The 19,486-nt window shown below is 57.7% G+C and carries 20 protein-coding genes; 9 read left to right on the top strand and 11 right to left on the bottom strand.

Features of this window, described 5'->3' with window-relative positions; genetic code table 11:
• Entirely contained in the window at positions 1–615 is a 615-nt protein-coding gene (locus BF12_RS0106030) for a hypothetical protein (protein WP_024951491.1), read from the top strand.
• A 37-nt stretch (positions 616–652) separates the two neighbouring features.
• The gene (locus tag BF12_RS0106025) at positions 653–1,312 is read left to right on the top strand and encodes an SCO family protein (RefSeq protein ID WP_024951490.1); all 660 of its coding nucleotides are present in this window, start codon (positions 653–655) and stop codon (positions 1,310–1,312) included.
• Positions 1,313–1,790: 478 nt separating this feature from the next.
• Here BF12_RS0106025 and bamJ read toward each other — a convergent pair whose 3' ends face one another.
• A complete protein-coding gene (bamJ, locus tag BF12_RS0106020) occupies positions 1,791–2,498 on the bottom strand; it encodes a BamJ family beta-barrel-assembly machinery protein (protein WP_024951489.1) in 708 nt (235 codons plus the stop codon).
• A gap of 100 nt (positions 2,499–2,598) precedes the next feature.
• Positions 2,599–3,273 (bottom strand): TIGR02444 family protein, encoded by a 675-nt coding sequence (locus BF12_RS0106015; protein WP_024951488.1) that lies wholly within the window; start codon positions 3,271–3,273, stop codon positions 2,599–2,601.
• Between the two features lie 66 nt (positions 3,274–3,339).
• On the opposite strand from BF12_RS0106015, the gene abc-f reads away from it, so the two are divergent.
• Positions 3,340–5,274 (top strand): ribosomal protection-like ABC-F family protein, encoded by a 1,935-nt coding sequence (abc-f, locus tag BF12_RS0106010; RefSeq protein WP_024951487.1) that lies wholly within the window; start codon positions 3,340–3,342, stop codon positions 5,272–5,274.
• Positions 5,275–5,277: 3 nt separating this feature from the next.
• The gene (locus BF12_RS0106005) at positions 5,278–6,048 is read left to right on the top strand and encodes a pseudouridine synthase (RefSeq protein ID WP_024951486.1); all 771 of its coding nucleotides are present in this window, start codon (positions 5,278–5,280) and stop codon (positions 6,046–6,048) included.
• A 59-nt stretch (positions 6,049–6,107) separates the two neighbouring features.
• Here BF12_RS0106005 and BF12_RS18925 read toward each other — a convergent pair whose 3' ends face one another.
• The gene (locus tag BF12_RS18925; RefSeq protein WP_024951485.1) at positions 6,108–7,328 is read right to left on the bottom strand and encodes a patatin-like phospholipase family protein; all 1,221 of its coding nucleotides are present in this window, start codon (positions 7,326–7,328) and stop codon (positions 6,108–6,110) included.
• A 244-nt stretch (positions 7,329–7,572) separates the two neighbouring features.
• Positions 7,573–8,022, bottom strand: coding sequence for a YqaA family protein (locus BF12_RS0105995; protein WP_024951484.1), 450 nt, complete (start codon positions 8,020–8,022; stop codon positions 7,573–7,575).
• A 110-nt stretch (positions 8,023–8,132) separates the two neighbouring features.
• Between BF12_RS0105995 and thiD the strand changes: the two genes are divergently transcribed.
• Both thiD and BF12_RS0105985 read left to right on the top strand, forming a co-directional pair.
• Positions 8,133–8,933 carry a bifunctional hydroxymethylpyrimidine kinase/phosphomethylpyrimidine kinase gene (gene thiD, locus BF12_RS0105990; RefSeq protein ID WP_024951483.1) on the top strand — a complete coding sequence of 267 codons (801 nt, stop codon included), beginning with the start codon at positions 8,133–8,135 and terminating at the stop codon, positions 8,931–8,933.
• An 88-nt stretch (positions 8,934–9,021) separates the two neighbouring features.
• Positions 9,022–9,639, top strand: a complete 618-nt coding sequence (locus tag BF12_RS0105985; protein ID WP_051510775.1) for a chalcone isomerase family protein — start codon at positions 9,022–9,024, stop codon at positions 9,637–9,639.
• A gap of 154 nt (positions 9,640–9,793) precedes the next feature.
• Here the strand turns inward: BF12_RS0105985 and BF12_RS0105980 are convergent, their stop codons facing one another.
• On the bottom strand, positions 9,794–10,882 hold the full coding sequence (locus BF12_RS0105980; protein WP_024951481.1) for a TRAP transporter substrate-binding protein: 1,089 nt from the start codon (positions 10,880–10,882) through the stop codon (positions 9,794–9,796).
• Between the two features lie 456 nt (positions 10,883–11,338).
• On the opposite strand from BF12_RS0105980, the gene BF12_RS18920 reads away from it, so the two are divergent.
• The 3 genes from BF12_RS18920 to dtd all read left to right on the top strand — a co-directional run bounded on the left by BF12_RS18920 (position 11,339) and on the right by dtd (position 13,989).
• Complete coding sequence (locus BF12_RS18920; protein ID WP_024951480.1) at positions 11,339–11,986, top strand: TRAP transporter small permease; 648 nt, start codon at positions 11,339–11,341, stop codon at positions 11,984–11,986.
• 100 nt (positions 11,987–12,086) lie between these two features.
• Positions 12,087–13,361 (top strand): TRAP transporter large permease, encoded by a 1,275-nt coding sequence (locus BF12_RS0105970; RefSeq protein WP_084487990.1) that lies wholly within the window; start codon positions 12,087–12,089, stop codon positions 13,359–13,361.
• Positions 13,362–13,539: 178 nt separating this feature from the next.
• Complete coding sequence (gene dtd / locus BF12_RS0105960; protein WP_024951478.1) at positions 13,540–13,989, top strand: D-aminoacyl-tRNA deacylase; 450 nt, start codon at positions 13,540–13,542, stop codon at positions 13,987–13,989.
• A gap of 132 nt (positions 13,990–14,121) precedes the next feature.
• On the opposite strand, the gene BF12_RS0105955 is transcribed toward dtd, so the two are convergent.
• The 6 genes from BF12_RS0105955 to BF12_RS0105935 all read right to left on the bottom strand — a co-directional run bounded on the left by BF12_RS0105955 (position 14,122) and on the right by BF12_RS0105935 (position 19,335).
• Complete coding sequence (locus BF12_RS0105955) at positions 14,122–15,210, bottom strand: TRAP transporter substrate-binding protein (RefSeq protein ID WP_024951477.1); 1,089 nt, start codon at positions 15,208–15,210, stop codon at positions 14,122–14,124.
• Between the two features lie 189 nt (positions 15,211–15,399).
• Positions 15,400–16,806: a TRAP transporter large permease gene (locus BF12_RS0105950; protein ID WP_024951476.1), complete on the bottom strand. Its 1,407-nt coding sequence runs from the start codon at positions 16,804–16,806 to the stop codon at positions 15,400–15,402.
• Positions 16,806–17,375, bottom strand: coding sequence for a TRAP transporter small permease subunit (locus BF12_RS0105945; RefSeq protein WP_024951475.1), 570 nt, complete (start codon positions 17,373–17,375; stop codon positions 16,806–16,808). Before BF12_RS0105945 ends, BF12_RS0105950 begins: the two co-directional genes overlap by 1 nt.
• Before the next feature lie 489 nt (positions 17,376–17,864).
• The gene (locus tag BF12_RS23370) at positions 17,865–18,212 is read right to left on the bottom strand and encodes an endonuclease/exonuclease/phosphatase family protein (RefSeq protein WP_345917369.1); all 348 of its coding nucleotides are present in this window, start codon (positions 18,210–18,212) and stop codon (positions 17,865–17,867) included.
• Positions 18,209–18,694, bottom strand: a complete 486-nt coding sequence (locus BF12_RS23365; protein WP_345917368.1) for an endonuclease/exonuclease/phosphatase family protein — start codon at positions 18,692–18,694, stop codon at positions 18,209–18,211. Before BF12_RS23365 ends, BF12_RS23370 begins: the two co-directional genes overlap by 4 nt.
• On the bottom strand, positions 18,694–19,335 hold the full coding sequence (locus tag BF12_RS0105935; protein ID WP_024951474.1) for a thiol:disulfide interchange protein DsbA/DsbL: 642 nt from the start codon (positions 19,333–19,335) through the stop codon (positions 18,694–18,696). Before BF12_RS0105935 ends, BF12_RS23365 begins: the two co-directional genes overlap by 1 nt.
• Positions 19,336–19,486: the final 151 nt, after the last annotated feature.

The following is a 19,486-nucleotide window of genomic DNA, read 5'->3' as shown; positions in this document are numbered from 1 at the left end:
ATGTATCGCGCCGAAGATGATAATGCTCGCCCACCGCTGCTCAATCTGCTGATTGTGGTAACGCTGATCACGATCGTGGTCTCGCTGTACTACCTGATCGACTACTACCTTGTGCGTGACGGCAGTAACGGCAAGGTCACCTGGTTTGCGCCTAACCAGTCCTGTGAGCTGAGCCATGCTCCCTGCAGCGCTGAACTTGGCCGCTTTGGTCGCGTGACGCTTTCGCTTGAGGGCGATATCAGCCCGCTGACGCCACTGGGTATTCATGTCGTGACCGAAGGCGTGACACCAGAGGGCGTGGAGGTCGATTTTATCGGGCGCCACATGGATATGGGCGTCAAACGCAGCATGTTGGCGACCACTGATGCTCCAAGTGCTGAGCGCCAGCAATGGCTTGGCGAAGGACAGTTGGGATTTTGCAGTAGTGCGACCATGGCGTGGCGAGCGCAGATCATTGTCACGACTGAGCGTGGGCGCCTCGGCAGCTGGTTTGACTTCGACAGCCATCCGCAGGCGTCTACCGCAGAACAGCTAGAGAGCTCGGTGAATCAGCTATTTCGTAACGAGAGACGCTCACGCTCTGCACATGATAGCGACAGGCGCTCAGGAAGCTGACGCTCAAGTATCGGAGCGTAAAAATCAGGAGTAGGGCATGCGCGAAGAGAAAAAGCGGATCAACACTTGGCTGATGCTGGGAGCGATCGGGTTGGTGGCGTTAGTGGGTGCCGGGGTGGCCTGGCAGCAGGCGCAGCGTGATCTTGCTCCTGTCTCCGGCATGCAAGCGTGGGCGAGTCTCGGTGGCCCCATTCATCTGATGTCAGCGCAAGGTGAATTCCGTCTGTCAGATGTCAGTATGGGCGAGGCGGCTAGCGTAGGTGCCGCTCCCGTCGTCGCGCTCTACTTCGGTTATACCCAATGTCCGGATGTCTGCCCAATGACGCTGGCTGCCTTGCGTCAGGTGATGGCGGAGTTGCCTCCCGCCACTGCTGCCCGTGTTGTACCAGTGATGATCTCGCTGGACCCTGAGCGCGACACTCCTGCGCGCCTTGCTGAGTACACGGGGCATTTCGGGCCGCGCTTCATCGGTGTCACCGGTAGTGATGAAGAATTGGCCGAGATCGCGCGTCGCTACGGTGTCAGCTATCGCCGTGTCGAAGCACCGGATTCGGCACTGGGCTACACCATTGATCACGGTGCAGCGCTTTATCTCGTATCTAACGAGGGCCGAATCTACGACCGTATTCCCTTTACGCCGGGTGCTGCAGGCATTCGGGCTGGCTTGACACGTGTATTGAACGAGACCCGCGAGTAGCTGACCTGCGAGGTGTTATCAGTCTCCGCCGGAGTCATGCGATGCCTACCAGAATCCGATGGTAAATACACATTATCCACAAGTTGGCAAGTGGTGGTTGGAAATTTTGTGGATAATCATGATGTACCAAACCTGCAACGCAGTCGCTGAAATAGTGAATTTATTATATCTATTTAAAACAGTGGGTTGCGATAATTGACTGCATGGATGGAAGTCAGTGTTCACTTTGCATCCAGACAGTATCACTGCCGCATTGGTGTTCTTGGCCCTGAATTATCAACCTGTGGTCAATAGCTTCCCCACAGATTTATCCACAGGGTGGTCGAGCAATTTTTGCCACACTTCCGTGCAAGTATTTATCGGATATTAGCAAGTATCGATGTTCTGCTTCGTGGAGATGGTACCAGCCAAACAAGAAGAGCCGCCCCTTGGGGCGGCTCTTCTGTTACCGACATGAGGTGGTGCTACCAAGTCGGTCTTACTTGCTGGCGTCAGCCTTGGTCACGTCGAGTAGCTCAACCTTGAAGGAGAGTGTCTCGTTCGGGCCGATCGGGCCGCCAGTGCCGGCTTTGCCGTAGGCAAGGTCAGCCGGGATATAGAGCATCCAGGTATCGCCGACGCTCATTTCCTGCAGTGCTTCCTGCCAGCCCTTGATGACCTGGTTGACCTTGAAGCTAACCGGTTCGCCACGCTGATAGGAGCTATCGAAGACGGTGCCATCCAGCAGCTTGCCTTCGTAGTTTACCTTGACGGTATCTTCAGCGGCGGGGCTCTCGCCTTCACCGGACTTCAGTACCTTATACTGCAGGCCGGAATCCAGTGTCTTCACGCCGTCTTCCTTGGCGTTTTCAGCGAGGAACTTGTCACCAGCGGTCTTGTTATCCGTGGCTTCCTGTTCGACGACCTTTTTCTGTTCTTCCATCTTCTTCTGCTGGAACTTGGAGAGCGAGTCTGCAATTTCCTGGTCGCTCATCTTCATGTCGCCCTTGGCGTAGACATCACGCACGGCTTGAGTGAAGGCGTCCAGATCCAGATCGGTGATGTCCTGGGAAAGGCTCTTGCCCAGAGTCGCACCGATGCCATAGCTGAGCTGTGCCTGCTCGTCCGCGAGACTCTTGTCTGCGGCAAAGCTGAACGGGGTGACCAGGAGGGCGCCGAGCGCGACGGCACTAACCAGCTGTTTCATGAAAACTCCTTCAGGATGAGAAGGGCCTGAGACGGGCCCGAAAATCACGATGGGTACCAGGATAGTGTGGCTATCCTGGTGCCCTAGTGTTACTCCGACTCTAACAGCCGCGCACAAGTTCCGCATCTGCCTTGACGGCAGGCACGCGAGTCAGTGCCAGCAGGTTCAGGGTCCGCGTCACACGTGAGTCATCCTCGCCCCATCCTGCATGGCCCTTGAGTAGCGCAACCGATTGTTGAAACGCCAGTAGCGGGTCCTGGCTCCGCGCAAATGGGGTGTTCAGGTGGGCAATATCATTGGCAGGGCTCAGCGCCTCCAGCTGCGCGAGCGTTTCCTGCTCGGCGGACAGCTCACAGGCCTTCAGCTGCTCATAAAGGCGTTCCAATCTGCGCGAGGCACTGTCGTCGGACATGGGCTCGTGGCTCATCAGCTCCTGTTTGAGCTGTTGGCGACGTTCGCGCAGCATGCCGGTCATCCAGCTCTGCCAGTCGCGTACGCTTTCGAGCAGACGGGTTGGCGACGTCGCCAGCATGACACCATTGGCCGCCAGCCAATGGATCCAGAGGAGCTCACACACGTCGTATCCGGCCTCTTCCTGCAATGACAGGCACGCACTCATGACATCCTTCAGGCCGAGGGAGCCATCATGCATTGCCACATCGATTGACTGGTCATACAGAGACAGCGCGTAGTCCCACAATCCGGTAGAATATGCGCCCATCAAGTCGGCCTTTTCGCTGGTGGTGGATTCCCGCTGACGGGAGACGCCAGCCATGGTGCTCTCTCCTGCGGGAGGATGCCAGTGAAGCCGACGTCCCCCGGATTTCTGATCGAGGTTGTCATGATTGCACTGCGCCAGCTCGCCCTGCAACGCGGCGGAGCGCCGCTGATCGACGAAGCGGACCTGACGCTGCATGCCGGTCACAAGGCCGGTATCGTGGGTCCCAACGGTGCCGGAAAGTCGAGTCTGTTTGGCCTGATCCTCGGTGAGTTGATCCCGGACAGTGGCACCGTTTCACTGGCGGGCGGCGTGCGCGTGGCGCACATGGCGCAGGAAATCGAGGCGCTGGAGCGCCCGATCGTCGATTACGTCGTCGATGGCGACCATGCCCTGCGCGAGACAGAGCGCGCGCTAGCGGCTGCCGAAGCCTCGGAGGCACACCAGCGTCAGGCCGAGCTGCATGCCCATTTCGATACTCTCGATGGCTACACGGCGCGTGCACGTGCCGAGCAGCTGCTGGTCGGACTGGGCTTCAGTCAGGCACAGCTGACGCAACCGTTGGTGGCTTTCTCGGGGGGCTGGCGAATGCGTGCCAATCTGGCACGTACGCTGTTCACGCCATCTGACTTACTGTTGCTGGATGAGCCGACCAACCACCTGGATCTCGATGCCTTGTTGTGGCTTGAGCAGTGGCTGGCCCGCTATCCCGGCGCGCTGCTGTTGATTTCGCATGATCGTGATTTTCTCGATGCGGTATGTGATCACATCATTCACTTCGATCGCCGCAAGCTGGTGGTCTACAAGGGCAATTACAGCCGCTTCGAGCGCACGCGTTCCGAGCGACTGGTGCGTGAGCAGGTCGAGCACGAGAAGACCATGGCACGTCGCGCCGAGATCGAAGACTTCGTGCGGCGCTTCAAGGCCAAGGCCACCAAGGCTCGCCAGGCCCAGAGTCGCATGAAGATGCTGGAACGGATGGAAGAGACGGCAGCGGTAAAAGCCGACTCGCCGTTTCACTTCACCATTCCATGTGCCGACAAGATCTCGCATCCCCTGCTGGGGCTGGACCGTGCGGTAATTGGCTATCCCGACAAGACGCCACAGCTGTCGGGCGTGCGTTTCTCGTTGTTGCCCGGCCAGCGTATCGGATTGCTTGGCCCCAATGGTGCCGGCAAGTCGACGCTGATCAAGGCGCTGACGGGTGAGCTCGATCTGGTCGAAGGTCAGCGCACGGCAGGTGAGCATCTCGCGATTGGCTACTTTGCCCAGCATCAGGTGGATGGGCTCGATCTGTCCTCGACGCCCTTCAACCATATCCTGCGCCTGTCGCCGGCCGCGGGTGAGCTGGAAGTGCGTACCTTCCTTGGCAGCTTCGGCTTCCACGGTGATGAAGTGTACGCCTTGGTGGGTTCGTTCTCCGGTGGCGAGAAGGCGCGTCTGGCGCTGTCATTGATTGCGTGGCAGAAACCGAATCTGTTGCTGCTGGATGAGCCGACCAACCACCTTGATCTCGACATGCGCGAGGCACTTACCGATGCACTGGCAACGTTTGAGGGCACCGTGATTCTCGTCTCGCACGATCGTCACCTGCTGCGTGCCTGCGTCGATGAGTTCTGGTGTATTGCTGATGGACGCGTGACACCCTTCGATGGTGATCTCGATGACTATCGTGCCTGGCTCAAGGCACGTGCCGAAGGTGAGCGCCGTGAAGCGCGCGCTCAGAAGGATGCCGATGCAGGGGTCGACAGCACGCGCACGCCGGACCGCAAGGAGGCACGGCGTCTGGCCGCCGAACTGCGCGAGAAGCTGCGTCCGCTCAAGAAGGTCAGTGACAAGGCCGAACAGCAGATGAGCAAGGCGCAGGGCGAGCTGGACAAGATCGAGGAGGCACTGGGCGATGCCACGCTGTATGAGGCAGATCGCAAGGCAGAGCTGACCAGGCTGTTGGCCAGTCAGGGCGAGATAAAGAACCGTCTGGATACTGCTGAAGCAGAGTGGCTCGAGGCTCAGGAAGCATTGGAAGAGATGGAAACCCAACTCAAGGCGACGGACTGACCGATGCGGTTGGATCGCTGGCTGACGCGCCAGCCACAGCTGAACCGCCGCCTTGCCTTGCAGGCATTGGCGGCGGGGCAGGTACAGGTCAACGGGCTCACTGTGCGTGACCCGCTGCATGAAGTCGGGCCTTTCGATACGCTCGTGCTGTCACACACCGACTCGCCACCGGGCACCTGCTTGCAGGTCGCGCGTCGCCCCCGCCATGTCCTGCTCAACAAGCCTGCTGGCATCGTCACTGCTTGCCATGATGCTGAGCATCCCACCGTCATCGATGTACTGCGGATCTCACTTGAGATGCGCGGTGAAGACGATGGCTGGCTACAGGAAATTCATCACGTCGGCCGACTGGACCGCGCCACGACCGGTGCGCTGCTGCTGACCAACGATGGTGATGTGTCGGCACGCATCAGTGATGCCGGACTCGAAGGCCCCGCCAAGATCTATCGCATGGGATTGGAGTCGCCGCTGTCAGTCGCTGAGCGAGCCAGTGCCGTCGCATGCGTGGCGGAAGGCGTATTGCTGGAACATGATCCACGGCCTACCTTGCCCGCCACGCTGGTGTTTCTAGCGGCGGATGAAGTGCGCCTGACGCTGCACGAAGGTCGCCATCATCACGTCAAACGTCTGTGGCGCACACTGGGCAATCGCGTGGTGTGGCTGCATCGTGAGTCAGTGGCAGGATTGAGTCTGGAGGGGTTAGCGATAGGTGAGTGGCGAGAGCTGACGGCAGAGGAATGTTGCCGGCTAGGCGCCGCACACATCATGGGCTGAGACTGTGTTATCCACACCCCGTGGCAAGCAAAGAGGGTGTGGATAGTCTGGGCTAGCCGTTAGCTGCCGACGGCTTGAGTCGGGAGGTCGCCCTCATTCTCACCGTGCACCGGGCTGGCTTCTGGCGTCGATAGGCTGATCAGCTCACCGTCGACATCGCGGGTGAAGTTACGCACGATCACGCCAATGTTGTGTGGTAGCGGCGCAAACTGACTGCAGCGACTAAGTACTTCGTGCATGTCGTCGTAACCACTGCCTCTGCGCGCATCGATGGTTGCGCGCGAGAAATCGATGTCCTTGAGCGAGGTTTCACCAGGTCGCGCCGCCGCCAGCAATCGCACTACATTGATGGAAGGCTTTTGGGTCATGGAGAGAATTTCCTGAATCTCCGGCATTTTCCGTAAGCTTTCTGGCAGATGATTCGCCAGATTCTCGATGCCCATGCGCAGCGTCTGATTCTCTTCCAGCAGGTTCAAGTGCTCGCCCGCACGGCTGGAATACTGAATATCCTTCTCACGTAACTGCGCTTCCTGAAGTGTTTCAGGCACCTTGCCGTCGGAACTCCACAGATCGATGACATAGCAATTGACGACCGTCTCGCCATGCGGGTGCTCGGCCAGAACCCAGCTGACGGGCGTGTTGGAGTAGAGGCCACCATCCCAATAGGCCTCACCATCGATCCAGACTGGCGGGAAAGAGGGAGGGAGTGCGCCACTGGCGAGAATATGGCGATGGTCCAGCGCTTCATGCGATGAGTCGAAATAACGCAGTGCACCACTGCCGATGTTCACCGCGCCGACGGACAGGCGCACATTCTCGGGATGACGCGCGTCGAGGCGCTCGAAATCCACCAGTCGATTGAGTGTGTCGCCTAGCGGCTCGGTGTCGTAAAGGCTGGGCGGCTCACCGAAGAAGCTTTGCCACAGCGGCACTGTCCATAGCGGTCGCGGGCGGAAGAAGCCCGGAATGCCGAATACCATCGCCGAGGTACGTGCGATGCTGCGCTCCCAGGGGTGGAAGGCTGCCCCCATGCTGGTGGCGGGCTGGGCAATGCCATACCAGAATTTTTCCAGCGCTTGCAGGCGCTCACCATCCGGGTTGCCGGCAATCAGTGCACCATTGATGGCACCGACAGAAGTGCCGACAACCCAGTCTGGTTGGATACCGGCTTCGCTGAGTGCCTCAAATACGCCAATCTGGTAAGCGCCCAAGGCGCCGCCGCCCTGGAGTACCAGGATATTGAGCGCGTCGGCACAGAAGTCGCAGGATGTATCACGCATGAAACCTTCTCCTCTCCGGCAGCGCCGCTATTCCCGGTAGGGTACCGCCTTCGCAGATGCCTCTTTTACGTAGCATCTTGGCGGTAACGATAGGGATATATCGTCATTATTGTGCGCTGCAGCATGTGACTGTCAGCATAGCACGCTCCCACGGAAATCGCGGTGCAGTATAGCGGTGCCCATAATCACTGTTTTGTTCACTTGGCCGATGGGTGCTTGCGTTGGTAAGCCTGCCAGCACCTCTCTAGCGACACCATCCGCTCAGCCATTGATCTGCGGCCAGCAGCAGTAGGGCATAGCGCCCACCCTTGGCGATCACGATCAATACCACGCTCTTCCACCATGCGAGTCGGAAGACTCCCGCCAGCACGGTCAGCGGGTCGCCGACCACGGGTGCCCAGCTCAGTAGCAGGCTCCAGGCACCGAAGCGACGATACCAGAGCGTGCCGCGGGCCAATGCTCGGCGTGATACGGGGAACCAGCGCCGAGTACGCAGGCGGCGTGCCCCTCGTCCCATGGCGACGTTGATCAGACTGCCGAGCGTATTGCCCAGCGTCGCGGCGATCCACAATAGCCACGGTGTCTGCCCCTGGCACCAGAGCCCGGCCAATGCCGCTTCCGATCCACCGGGTAACAGCGTGGCGCTGGCGAGTGCAATCAATGCCAGTGATAGTAGCGATGTGACTTCATCCATCTGTGAGTCTTCCACTAGTCATGGTGTGAGGGCTGTCATGGTGGCTTTCTTCCCCGTCCAGCTCGGGTATGCTGGTGGCATGTTCATGCTATTTTTCGGGAGTTTCTTGCATGCTTATTCCGTGCGTCCTGACGATTGCGGGTTCTGACCCTTCGGGGGGAGCCGGCATTCAGGCGGATCTCAAGACATTCTCCGCACTGGGGGCTTATGGAGCCAGTGTGATCACTGCGCTCACCGCCCAGAATACCTGTGGTGTGCGTAGTGTAGAGGTCGTATCGCGCGAGTTCATTGCCGCGCAGCTGGACGCCGTACTGGATGATCTTGATATTCGTGCCGCCAAGATCGGCATGGTCGCAGACCCGCAAGTCGTGGAAATGCTGGCAGATCGGCTTGCCCAGCGTCGTCCACCGTGGATCGTGTTGGATCCGGTACTGGTTGCCAAGAGTGGTGATGCATTGGTTGATGATGCTGCCATCAGCGCCGTGGCCAAGTATCTGGTGCCGCTAGCCGATATCATCACGCCTAATCTGCATGAGGCCGCGGTACTGCTAGGCGAGCGTCGACTTATCGGCCGCAGTGATATGCCGGCAGTCGCGCGAGAGCTACGCGCTAGAGGTGCGAAGGCGGTACTGATCAAGGGCGGGGCGCTTGAGGGGCAGGCATGTGATGACTTGCTGGTCAGTGATGCGGGAGAGCAGTGGCTGTGTGCGCCACGTATCGAGACCGATAACCTGCATGGTACTGGTTGCTCAATGTCCTCTGCCATTACGGCACGTCTGGCTCAGGGGCGGTCATTGCCACAGGCCGTGGAAGAGGCTCGTGAATGGCTGTTGGGTGCCTTGCGTGCATCGGATCAACTCAGCGTGGGTAAAGGCCGCGGCCCTGTGCATCACTTTCATGCGCTGTGGTGATAAGTGGTTCTCTGTCGCGGGCCCCTTTCGGAGCGGCGTGATGAGGTTGATGTTTCCTATCCTGTTGCTTCATTGACGAGTGAAAGCCATGACTTCATCACTGTTCCGTCTGCCTTTGCTTCGCGCGTTTCAGCCTCGACTGCTAGCGGTCAGTCTGGCGGCCTGTATGGCGGCTGCCGTGAGCCCGCAGGTGTTGGCTGCCGAGATCAAGGATGTGAGCTTTGCTGATCAGATCGACGCGCCTGGCGGCCAGTCAATGATGCTGATCGGTACTGGGCTCTTCACCTACATGGTGTGGGACGCCTATGTCGGCGCTTACTATCAGGATGCTAGACGCCCACGGCCAGCGCCCTTGAATGATATCTCGCGGCGTTTGGTGTTGGAGTATTTCCATGCCATTGATGCTGAAGATTTCGTCAAGGCGACAACCAAGGGCGTGCGCAAGAATCTTTCGGCGAGTGATTTTGCGGCTGTCGAGTCGGCGCTGAAAGAGTTCAATGCCGCCTATCGTAGCGTGGTACCGGGTGATCGCTACGCGCTGCAGTGGCAGCCTGCAGGGGGAGGAAGAGGGGCGCTGACACTGACGCTCAATGACTCGGTTATCTTCAGTAGTGACTCGCTGGCACTGGCCAATGGCCTGTTCGCGATTTGGCTGGGTGATACGCCAGCGCAAGACGATTTTCGCGCTCAGCTGCTGGGCCAATAAGGGGCCGGCCAGAGAGGTAGGCTCCAAGGCAGTGCCTGAATGACGGCGACGATTACTGTCTGATTGACTCGAAAAAACGCCCCTACCGGATAACCGGCAGGGGCGTTTTTTTCATCTTGGCCAGAGTGGATATGACCACTCCGGATGATGCGATTTACTCGCCTTCAGCAGCCTTGATATCGGCCTGCAGGGTATCGAGTATCTTGCTGCCACGCTCCCCCGCCTGTTCGCGGAAGACCTTCCAGCCTTTCTCGCCTTCTGGGCGGAAGGCATCGCGTTGCTCGTCAGTTAGCGTGATGATCTTGATATCGCTGTCCTTCTTGATTTTTTCGAGGCGGTCAGCATTGTACTGCTCCTGCTTCTCGAAGATGTAGGGACGCATCTCATTGGTCACCTTATCCAGAACCTGGCGTTGATCGTCATCCAGGCCCGAGTAGAAGTCGCTGGAGGCCACCAGAGTGGTGATGAACTGCGCCTGCTTAGCCTGAATCATGTAGTCCTGAACTTCGTAGAAGCTCATTTCCTCGATAGCGAATACCGGATTGACCTGGCCGTCGATCTGTCCCAGCTGCAGGCCGGAGTAAACCTCGGAATAGGGCAGCGGCGTCGGGTTAGCACCGTAGCCGCGATAGGTCTCAACCAGAATGGGTGACGTCATGGTGCGAATCTTGAAGCCATCCATATCAGCCGGCTTCTCGATGTCGCGATTACCGGTCCACACCATCCAGCCTTCCGGAATGACGCCCAGCAACTGTAGATTCTGCTCGGTGTAGGCCTCTGACAGCATGTCGATGGCCTTGGAGTTGCCCAGTACCTTTTCGTTGACGGCATTGTCGTCAGAAAACAGGAAGTGCAACGTGAAAACGCCTGCTTCTGGAATCACCGAGGCCAAGTGGCCGGGTGAGGCGAAAGTCAGCTGGATAGCATCACTCTGCACAAGCTCGGTGAGCTGGGAAGAGGTGCCCAGTGCGCCATAGGGGTAGATCTCAACGTCGATATCACCCTCGGATGCCTTCTCGATACGCTGCTTGAATTCCTGTGCATAGGCATCCTGTACGCTGCCGGAAACCTCTTCCAGCGCGAAACGCCAGGTATCTGCCTGAACGCCAGCAGAGGCGAAGGCTGATACGCCAAGGCTGGAGGCTAGTGCGATTCCCTTGATCAGCGCGGAAAGGCGAACAGGTACCTGTGGTTGGGTCGTCTCGCGGGTCTGTTCGGGTGACGGGGTCCACTGCATGGTCATCTTGTTCTCCTTGTCTGTTTTCCATCAGCATCGGGTGGCTTGGCCGCTCACCCGCTGTCCAGCTTGCATCGTTTAGATAATATTGCCATCCTTAATATAATAAAAAAATTACCAAATTGGATGATGTGATTAGAAATTATTATGAATCATGAGGTTTTTCAGCATTATTGTCTGATACTTGCCGCTTACTGATTCATGCAGATGTAGCGTGCGTGGCACGCTGACATGTCAATCAGGTTCCTTGTGTCATACGAGTCATGATCACTAATAAAGCTAGAACATGTTTGCCTAGAACGGAAACAATGGTGACTGCTCGCCATGATCCAACGAATAACGCTAGTAATTGGTTTTATCTTGGAGGAATTAGCCACGCAATGGCTTTTCTATTGATAAAAAAACCAAGCGATGGATGAAAAGCCCAAGCAACCGGAAGCCAAGCCGACAGGAAACTGCTCCATGAACCAGTCTTCATCATCTGATTCTCACTCTGCTGCAGACGGCAGTGGTGCACCGCCAGATCCGCTTGCACATTTGCCAGCATCACTGCGTGGCATGGCTGGACTGTTTGAGCGCAGTGACCGTGGTCTGGCACACGTCGAACGCTGGCTGATCGTGGTGTGTGTCCTCGGTATGGCCTCGGCCAGTATCGCCAACGTCATCGGGCGTAATGTGTTCAATCACAGTCTGCCGTTCACTGAAGAGCTAATGCAAATTCTGCAGCTGTGGCTGACCTTTCTGGGGATTAGCTACGGTGCACGTGCTGGTCGCCATATTCGTGTGACGGCGTTATTGGACTTTACGCCGCCCTGGCTGCGCAAGACATTGCTGATACTGGGGCAGGTCATTACCTGTGCGCTGCTGGCGTATCTGTCATGGCTGGCGGTCGACTATCTCCAGAGTCTGGCGAAATCGGGGCGCGTGACACCCTCGCTGCGTTGGTCGTTGGCGATTCTCTATGCTGTGGTGCCTGTCGGACTGGCACTGGGAGCACTGCAATACTTGATGGCGGTCATGCGCAACCTGCTTGCCAGTGGATCATGGCTGTCTTGGCAGACATCAGAAATTGATGAGAACGATGAGCCTGATGGTAGCGGTGCCTTGTAAGGAATCTTCGTCAGCCATGTCTGTGAGGCCTTTGGGGGCTTGTTGGCTGACTAGCATTTTTTAAAAACAACATGTATCTGGTCTAAGGATGGAGCTGCCCATGTGGATCCTGCTCGTGATGGTAGGGCTGTTGCTGCTTGGGGTGCCCATGATGGTGCCGCTGAGTGTTGGTACTTTCTTTTTGCTGTTCAGTGATTTTCCCTTCCTCAAGCCCGAACTGGTGATTCAGCAGATGATTGGTGGCCTGCAGCCAGTAGTGCTGACAGCGGTTCCGATGTTCATCCTGGCGGCCGACATCATGCTCAAGGGCTCGACGGCACAGCGTCTACTGGATGTGGTCGAACGCTTTGTTGGCCATTGGCGTGGCGGCTTGCCGGTAACGACGGCGTTGGGCTGTACTCTGTTTGGCGCTGTGTCCGGCTCTACCCAGGCCACGGTGGTAGCGATGGGGCGGCCATTACGCCCACGGCTGTTGGAGGCAGGCTATAGCGACAAGTTCACGATTGCGCTGATCATCAATGCCTCGGATATTGCGCTGTTGATTCCGCCGTCTATCGGCATGATCATCTACGGCGTCGCAACCGGCACGTCGGTCGGTGATCTATTCATCGCCGGTATCGGCCCGGGGCTGTTGATCCTGGTGCTGTTCTCTCTCTACTGCATGTGGAAATCGTGGAAGCTGGGCATCCAGCCACAGCCCAAGGCTGACTGGCCGTCACGGTTCAAGGCGCTCAAGCGCGCCAGCTTGCCTGCCGGCTTCCCTGTCATCATCATTGGTGGCATCTATTCGGGGATGTTCTCGCCCACTGAGGCAGCGACGGTATCGGTGATCTATGCGCTGATTCTGGAAATGCTGATCTACCGTGGCGTGACCCTGAAAGACCTGCCCAGCGTCGCCTTTTCGACCGGCTTGATCACGGCGGTGGTCTTCATCCTCGTCGCGGCGGGTGCTGGCTTCTCATGGATGATCTCGTTCGCCAAGATTCCGGATGCCATTCTCGGCGGGTACATTCCTTACCTGTCAGAACACGCCCTGGCGTTGCTGGCGGTGATCGCGGTGGCCTACTTCGTGGGCTGCATGTTCGTTGATCCCATCGTGGTCATTCTGATTCTGGCGCCAGTATTTGCGCCAGCAGTCGATGCCGCTGGCCTTGATCCGGTCCTCGTCGGCACGCTGGTGACTCTACAGGCGGCGATCGGCTCGGCAACGCCCCCCTTCGGCTGCGATATCTTTACGGCGGTGGCGGTCTTCCGAAAACCGTATATGGAGGTCATTCGTGGCACACCTCCCTTCATCGCGCTGCTGCTATTGGCCACAGTGCTGTTGATGCTGTTCCCGCAGATTGCGCTGTTCCTGCCGAGTCTTGCCAACTGACGTCCATGCGCACATGAGTACAGGCGCGTATGAGGGTACGATTTGATTCAATGTGAGATGACAAAAACGCCCCGCAGGCCGAAGCCTGCGGGGCGTTTTTGTCTGATATGCTCGACCAATTCATCAGTCCGTGGCCATGAGCCAGTGATGATCATCCCGACCTCCAGGAGCAAATTGTATGCGAGCGTTGATCCAGCGCGTCACCCAGGCAGAGGTGATGGTAGAAAATGAGAGCGTTGGCGCTATCGAGAGCGGTCTGCTGGTGCTGGTGGGGATCGAGAAAGGCGATGATGAAGCGCGTGCTGACAAACTCTTGCATAAGTTGCTGCATTACCGTGTGTTCGCCGATGAGGCAGACAAGATGAACCTCAACGTGCAGCAGGCAGGTGGTAGCTTGTTGCTGGTCTCCCAGTTCACGTTGGCGGCGAATACTGGCAGCGGTATGCGGCCGAGCTTTTCTGCTGCTGCGCCGCCTGCCGAGGGCGAGCGCCTCTTCGCGTATCTGGTCGAACGAGCGGGACGGTGTGGTGAAGAGTTGGGCGTTGGGATTGAAACTGGGCGCTTCGGAGCCAATATGCAGGTCTCGCTGCTCAATGATGGACCAGTGACATTTATGCTTGAGAGCTGATACTCCCATTGATAAGCCACTGATAACGGTGCCGCGTGGAGGCACAAAAAAGCCGCTCCCGAAGAAGCGGCTGCAAGCATTGGAGCGGTGACCCGAGCGCGTAAGGTGCTCGGGTCGAGTTCTGGTACTGTCTTACTTGATGCCTTCTGGATTACGGGCATTCAGGTAGGCTTGCTCGGACACTTCGTGCCACTTCTCGACCTTGCCTTCGAAGGTGGTGTAGGACTCATAGATGCGTCCCGCCAGCTCGTTGGAATCGCCAAGCTTCTTCACGACACCCTGCGATAGCTCGCGAGCCTTGTCCAGCACGTCCTGTGGATAGCGGCGCAGCTCGACCTTGTGTTCGTTGATCAATGTCTCGAGTGCATCGTTATTGCGTGCGGTGTACTCGTCGAGCATGTCCTGGTTCACGTCGCGGACTGCAGAGCGGAGGATAGCTTTCAAATCATCCGGTAGCTCGGCCATGGCCTCGTCGTTGACGATGGCTTCGAAGGTGACGGTCGGCTCGTGCCAGCCCGGATAGTAGTAGTACTTGGCTGCCTGATAGAGGCCGAAAGCCAGATCGTTGTACGGCCCGATCCACTCGGTAGCATCAATGGCGCCAGACTGCAGAGAGGTAAATATCTCGCCACCCGGCATGCTGACGGTGGCTACGCCCATCTGTTGCATGACATCGCCACCAAGACCTGGCATACGCATCTTGAGGCCATCAAGGTCAGCGACAGAGTTGATCTCCTTGTTGAACCAGCCGCCCATCTGGACGCCAGATGAGCCACCCGCCATCACTTCAACACCGAACTTGTCGTAGACCTCGTTCCACAGCTCCAGCCCGCCACCATAATGCAGCCAGGCGTTCATCTCCTGAGCAGTCATACCGAATGGCACGGCAGCGAAGAACTGTGCCTCCGGCGACTTACCCTTCCAGTAATAGGAAGCTGAGTGGCCAATCTGTGCAGTACCGGACGAGACAGTATCGAGAACCTCAAAGCCCGGTACCAGTTGACCTGCGCCATAGACCTTGATCTTGAGGCGTCCATCGGACATCTCATCGACCAGTCGTGCGAGACGCTCAGGCCCTTGGCCAACACCGGGGAAGTTCTTCGGCCACGAGGTGACCATCTTCCAGCTGTAGGTATCGGCAGCATTGGCGATTGCTGGCAGGGTGCCCATGGCCGTCATGGTACCGACGGCGATACCGAAGGCGAGCTTGTTGAGTTGCATGGCGTGCTCCTTGAAGTGCCCGATTGTTTTTGTGGACAAGTTGTGGGCAGAGGGTGTGCCGCCGAGCGGCCACCGGATATGACACATCTGCATGAGCCGCATGGCGGCTCTCCCATCAGCCAACGGGGCAAGCCCCGCCGTTTTTTATATGGCCGCCCAGTGGACGGCTTTTTGTTTCGTTATCTACCCTCAGAACTGGGCTGGTAGCCAGGTCGCGAGTCCCGGAAAGGCTGCCAGCGCAGCTAGCATGCACAGCTGAATCAAGATGAACGGGATGACGCCCTTGTAGATCTGACTGGTCGTGACTTCCTTGGGCGCCACGCCTCTAAGATAGAACAGCGCGAAACCGAAGGGTGGCGTCAGGAAGGACGTCTGTAGATTGATGGCGATCATGATGCCCAGCCAGATGGGGTCGAGCCCCATGGCCAGCAGCACCGGACCGACGATCGGTACTACCACGAAGGTGATTTCGATAAAGTCTAGAATGAAGCCGAGCAGGAAGATCACCAGCATCACTACCAGGGTGGCACCGACGACACCGCCCGGCATGTTCTCGAAGATCTCGGTGACCACTTCTTCGCCGCCGAAGCCGCGGAAGACTAGTGAGAACAGCGCTGCACCGATGAGAATCAGAAACACCATCGAGGTGACATGAGTGGTGGAGCGCACGACCTCTGTGAGTGTCTTGATGCTCAATTTACGATTGGCGACGGCCAGCATTAATGCACCGAAGGCACCTACGGCAGACGCTTCTGTTGGCGTTGCCAGCCCGCCAAGAATCGAGCCTAGTACACAGACGATCAATATGATCGGCGGTACCAGACCCTTGAGCAGCAACAAGGCGATACTCCCAGTGTGCCCAAGCTCTTCCAGCAGCGCATCGCGATCGACAGCCGGCGCCTTCTCAGGCTTCAGCCACGCGATGATGGCAATGTAGACGATATAGGCGACGACCAGAATCAGACCCGGGATCAGGGCACCGATGAATAGATCGCCCACCGAGACGGTCTTCGGGCTCCAGATGCCCATCGACAGCTGCGCCTGCTGGTAGGCCGAGGACAGCACGTCGCCCAGCAGTACCAGTGCGATAGAGGGGGGAATGATCTGTCCTAACGTGCCGGTGGCACAGATGGCACCGGTCGCTAGTGATGGGTCATAGCCACGCTTGAGCATGGTCGGCAGTGATAGCAGGCCCATAGTCACGACGGTGGCACCGACGATACCGGTAGAGGCGGCCAGTAGCATGCCCACGATGGTGACGGAGATGCCCAGCCCGCCGCGCAAGGAGCCGAACATCAGCGCCATGGCGTCTAGCAGGGTCTCGGCAACTTTCGACTTCTCCAGCAATACGCCCATCAACACGAACAGTGGTACGGCCAGCAGAGTCTGGTTGGTCATGGTGCCGTAAAGGCGATTGGGCATTGCCGACAGGAAGCTGGCATCGAAGACACCATTTGTAATTCCCAAGGCATCCAGTCCCATGCCCAGTCCAGCGAAAGCCAGCGCCGTGCCTGCCAGTGACAAGGCCACTGGATAGCCCAGCATCAGGACTCCACAAATACATACGAATAGCAGCAGCGGCATGATCTCGAGCATTACACCAGTTCCTCATCGTGATCGGGGGTGTCTTCGCTCGTATGCGGAGAGGGTAGGCGGCCACACAGGAACAATAGATGGCGACCAGCCTCAGCTACGCCCTGCAGCAGCATCAGCACGGCAATGGCCGGTAGCAGTGTCTTGAGCAGATAAACGCCCGGCAGACCGCCGGATTCCGGTGACCCTTCGTGAATGCTCCAGGAGTCGCCGACATAGCCGAGGCTTGAGAGCAGGATGAAGGTCATCACCGGGAACAGTAGGAAAAGGGTGCCGCCAAGGTCGATCCACGATTTACCACGATGCGACAGACGCTGATAGAAGATATCCACGCGGACATGATTATCGTGTTTGAGGGTATAGCTGGCGGCCAGCAGGAAGACGGCCGCATGCATGTACATCACGGACTCTTGCATCTGGATGCTGTTGATATTGAAGGCGTAGCGCAGCATCACGATCATGAATTCGACCAGCATCATGATGACGACCAGCCAGGACACGCAGCGGCCTAGCCCTTCCGTCATGCGGTCGAGCCCTGTGAGCCAGCCGGGGGTAGAGGCAGTGGCAGACATGGAATCCCCTTGGCCTGCGGGTAGCAGGTGGTATTTGTTGGCGTTGTTGTTGTCAGGCGACGTGGTGCTTCGTTCAACACCGTTACCTTAGATTCAGGCTTTTCTCATGTTGGAGCTAGTGACGGATAGCAGCAATGAGGGAATGGGGCTTGGTAGACAACGCTATTCCACGCTGGCGACCTGTAGAGGCTGCACTGTGACTCCTCGACATCCCTTTATTGGCGCTAGGCTCACGATGAGTCCACGTCTTAGACAGGCCAAGAGTAGCGAGTGAGGCTGTAACTACAAATGGATCATTGGTCTGACAAGATATTTTTACCTTTTATTTCAAGTTGTTAGGTGGGTATTAGTATGCTGGGCGCGATTGATGAGGTGCAGAAGTTGGCCAAAAGAGGGTAGGTAAGAAGAGGGAGAGCAGGCGAGAATCAGGGCGTGAACCACTTTGCAGCATAAGAAAAGAGAGGGGAGTCTTTCGGGAGAGGGGGAATATCAGGCGAGCCCAATAGCCTTGCGACACGGTTCAGGAAGGTGCACTTCCACCGCCATCGGAAGATGATCGGAGAAAAGATGCGACAGAGTGCCGGGATGACTGAGGCGTAGCGTGGAGGAGACCAGGATGTGGTCGAGCCCGCGGCTTGGCTGCCAGGCAGGATAGCTATTGATGGCCTTGCTGGGGCGTGAATCCAGTGCCTCACAGAAGTCCTTGTGCTGGCGAAGTTGCGCTAGCGTGCAGTTCAGGTCGCCCATCACGATGACGTGCTTGAGCGGTGCGATCAGCTCTCCGAGATAATCGAGCTGCTTGCGCTGGATTCGCGCACCAAGTGCCAGGTGGGTCACGAAGACGTGTAGCGCATGTTCGCCATCACCAAAGCGGGCATGTATTGCACCGCGTCCCGGCAGGTGCCAGGCAGTCTGTGTTCTTCAAGACGGCTGATCGGCAGGCGCGACAATAGGCCATTGCTGTGTTGTGCCAGACGGCCAAGATTACGGTTGAGCTGTTGATAGTGGTAGGGAAACTCAGCCGTGTCGGCCAGCGAATCGACTTGATTGACGTTACCAGAGCGAAAACTACCGCCATCCACTTCCTGCAGGCCTACGATATCGTAGGGAGTAATCGCACCAGCGATCAGCTCCAGACGCCGGCGGCGCTTGGGATGTGGCAATAGATGCTGCCAACCGCGGGTAACATAGTGGTGCCACGCCGCGGTGTGAATACCGACCTGCATGTTGAATGTCAATAGACGCAGAGGGGACGCCGTATCATTTGATACGACGCCCTCCATTGCGCTGGCGGCCACTGAATTAGTGGCTAACGCCATTAAGCGGCGTCCTTGTTGCCAGCCTTCTCTTCACGCACTTGCTCGACCAGCTCATCAGCCACCTTGAGCATGTTCGGCAGTGAACCTGCAGTGCTTGGAGAGATGACATAACGGCCGTCAACGATCAGCGCCGGAACGCCCATGATCTTGTAGGCGCGCATCTGGGCGTGAGCCTGATTGACCTGACTTTTCACGCCGAAGGACGTCAGCGATTTCTTGGCGGCATCTTCTGTCACGCCATAGTCGCTATAGAACGCGGCGACATCGTCCGGGTCTGTCAGGCGCTGGCGATCCTGGTGGATAGCGTCGAAGAATGCCTTGTGAGTCTCGTCGAGGATGCCCAGATCTTTAGCGGCATAGAAAGCATAAGCGTGCTTGACCCAGTCCTGCCCCATAGTGGCCGGAAGACGGTTGAAGGTCACATCACTCGGTAGCTCAGCTACCCACGGCTCCAGGCTGGATTCCAGCTTGTAGCAATGTGGGCAGCCATACCAGAAGGCTTCAACCACTTCGACATTACCGGCTGGTGCATCAGTCTTCACCGGCTCGTCGAGTACCTGATAATCCTTGCCGGCTTCAGCGGCGAAAACGCTTGCTGACAGACCAAGGCCCGCCACCAGAGTCAGTAGTGGTTTCCACATCATGGAACATCTCCATCGAGTTGAGGCATGTCCGAGCAAGGCACTCGGAAACATTAGCGATACATCGAGTATGCGTGTCACAGGCAGCTGCTGTCGATACTGCTCCCCGTTCACACGTCGAACGCTGTTGTCGCAGATTAGCGCGACAAGG

Source organism: Cobetia crustatorum (genome assembly GCF_000591415.1).
GTDB lineage: Bacteria > Pseudomonadota > Gammaproteobacteria > Pseudomonadales > Halomonadaceae > Cobetia > Cobetia crustatorum.
The sequence above is the reverse complement of the archived record's forward strand: the minus strand, read 5'-3'. Positions and strand labels throughout refer to the sequence as shown.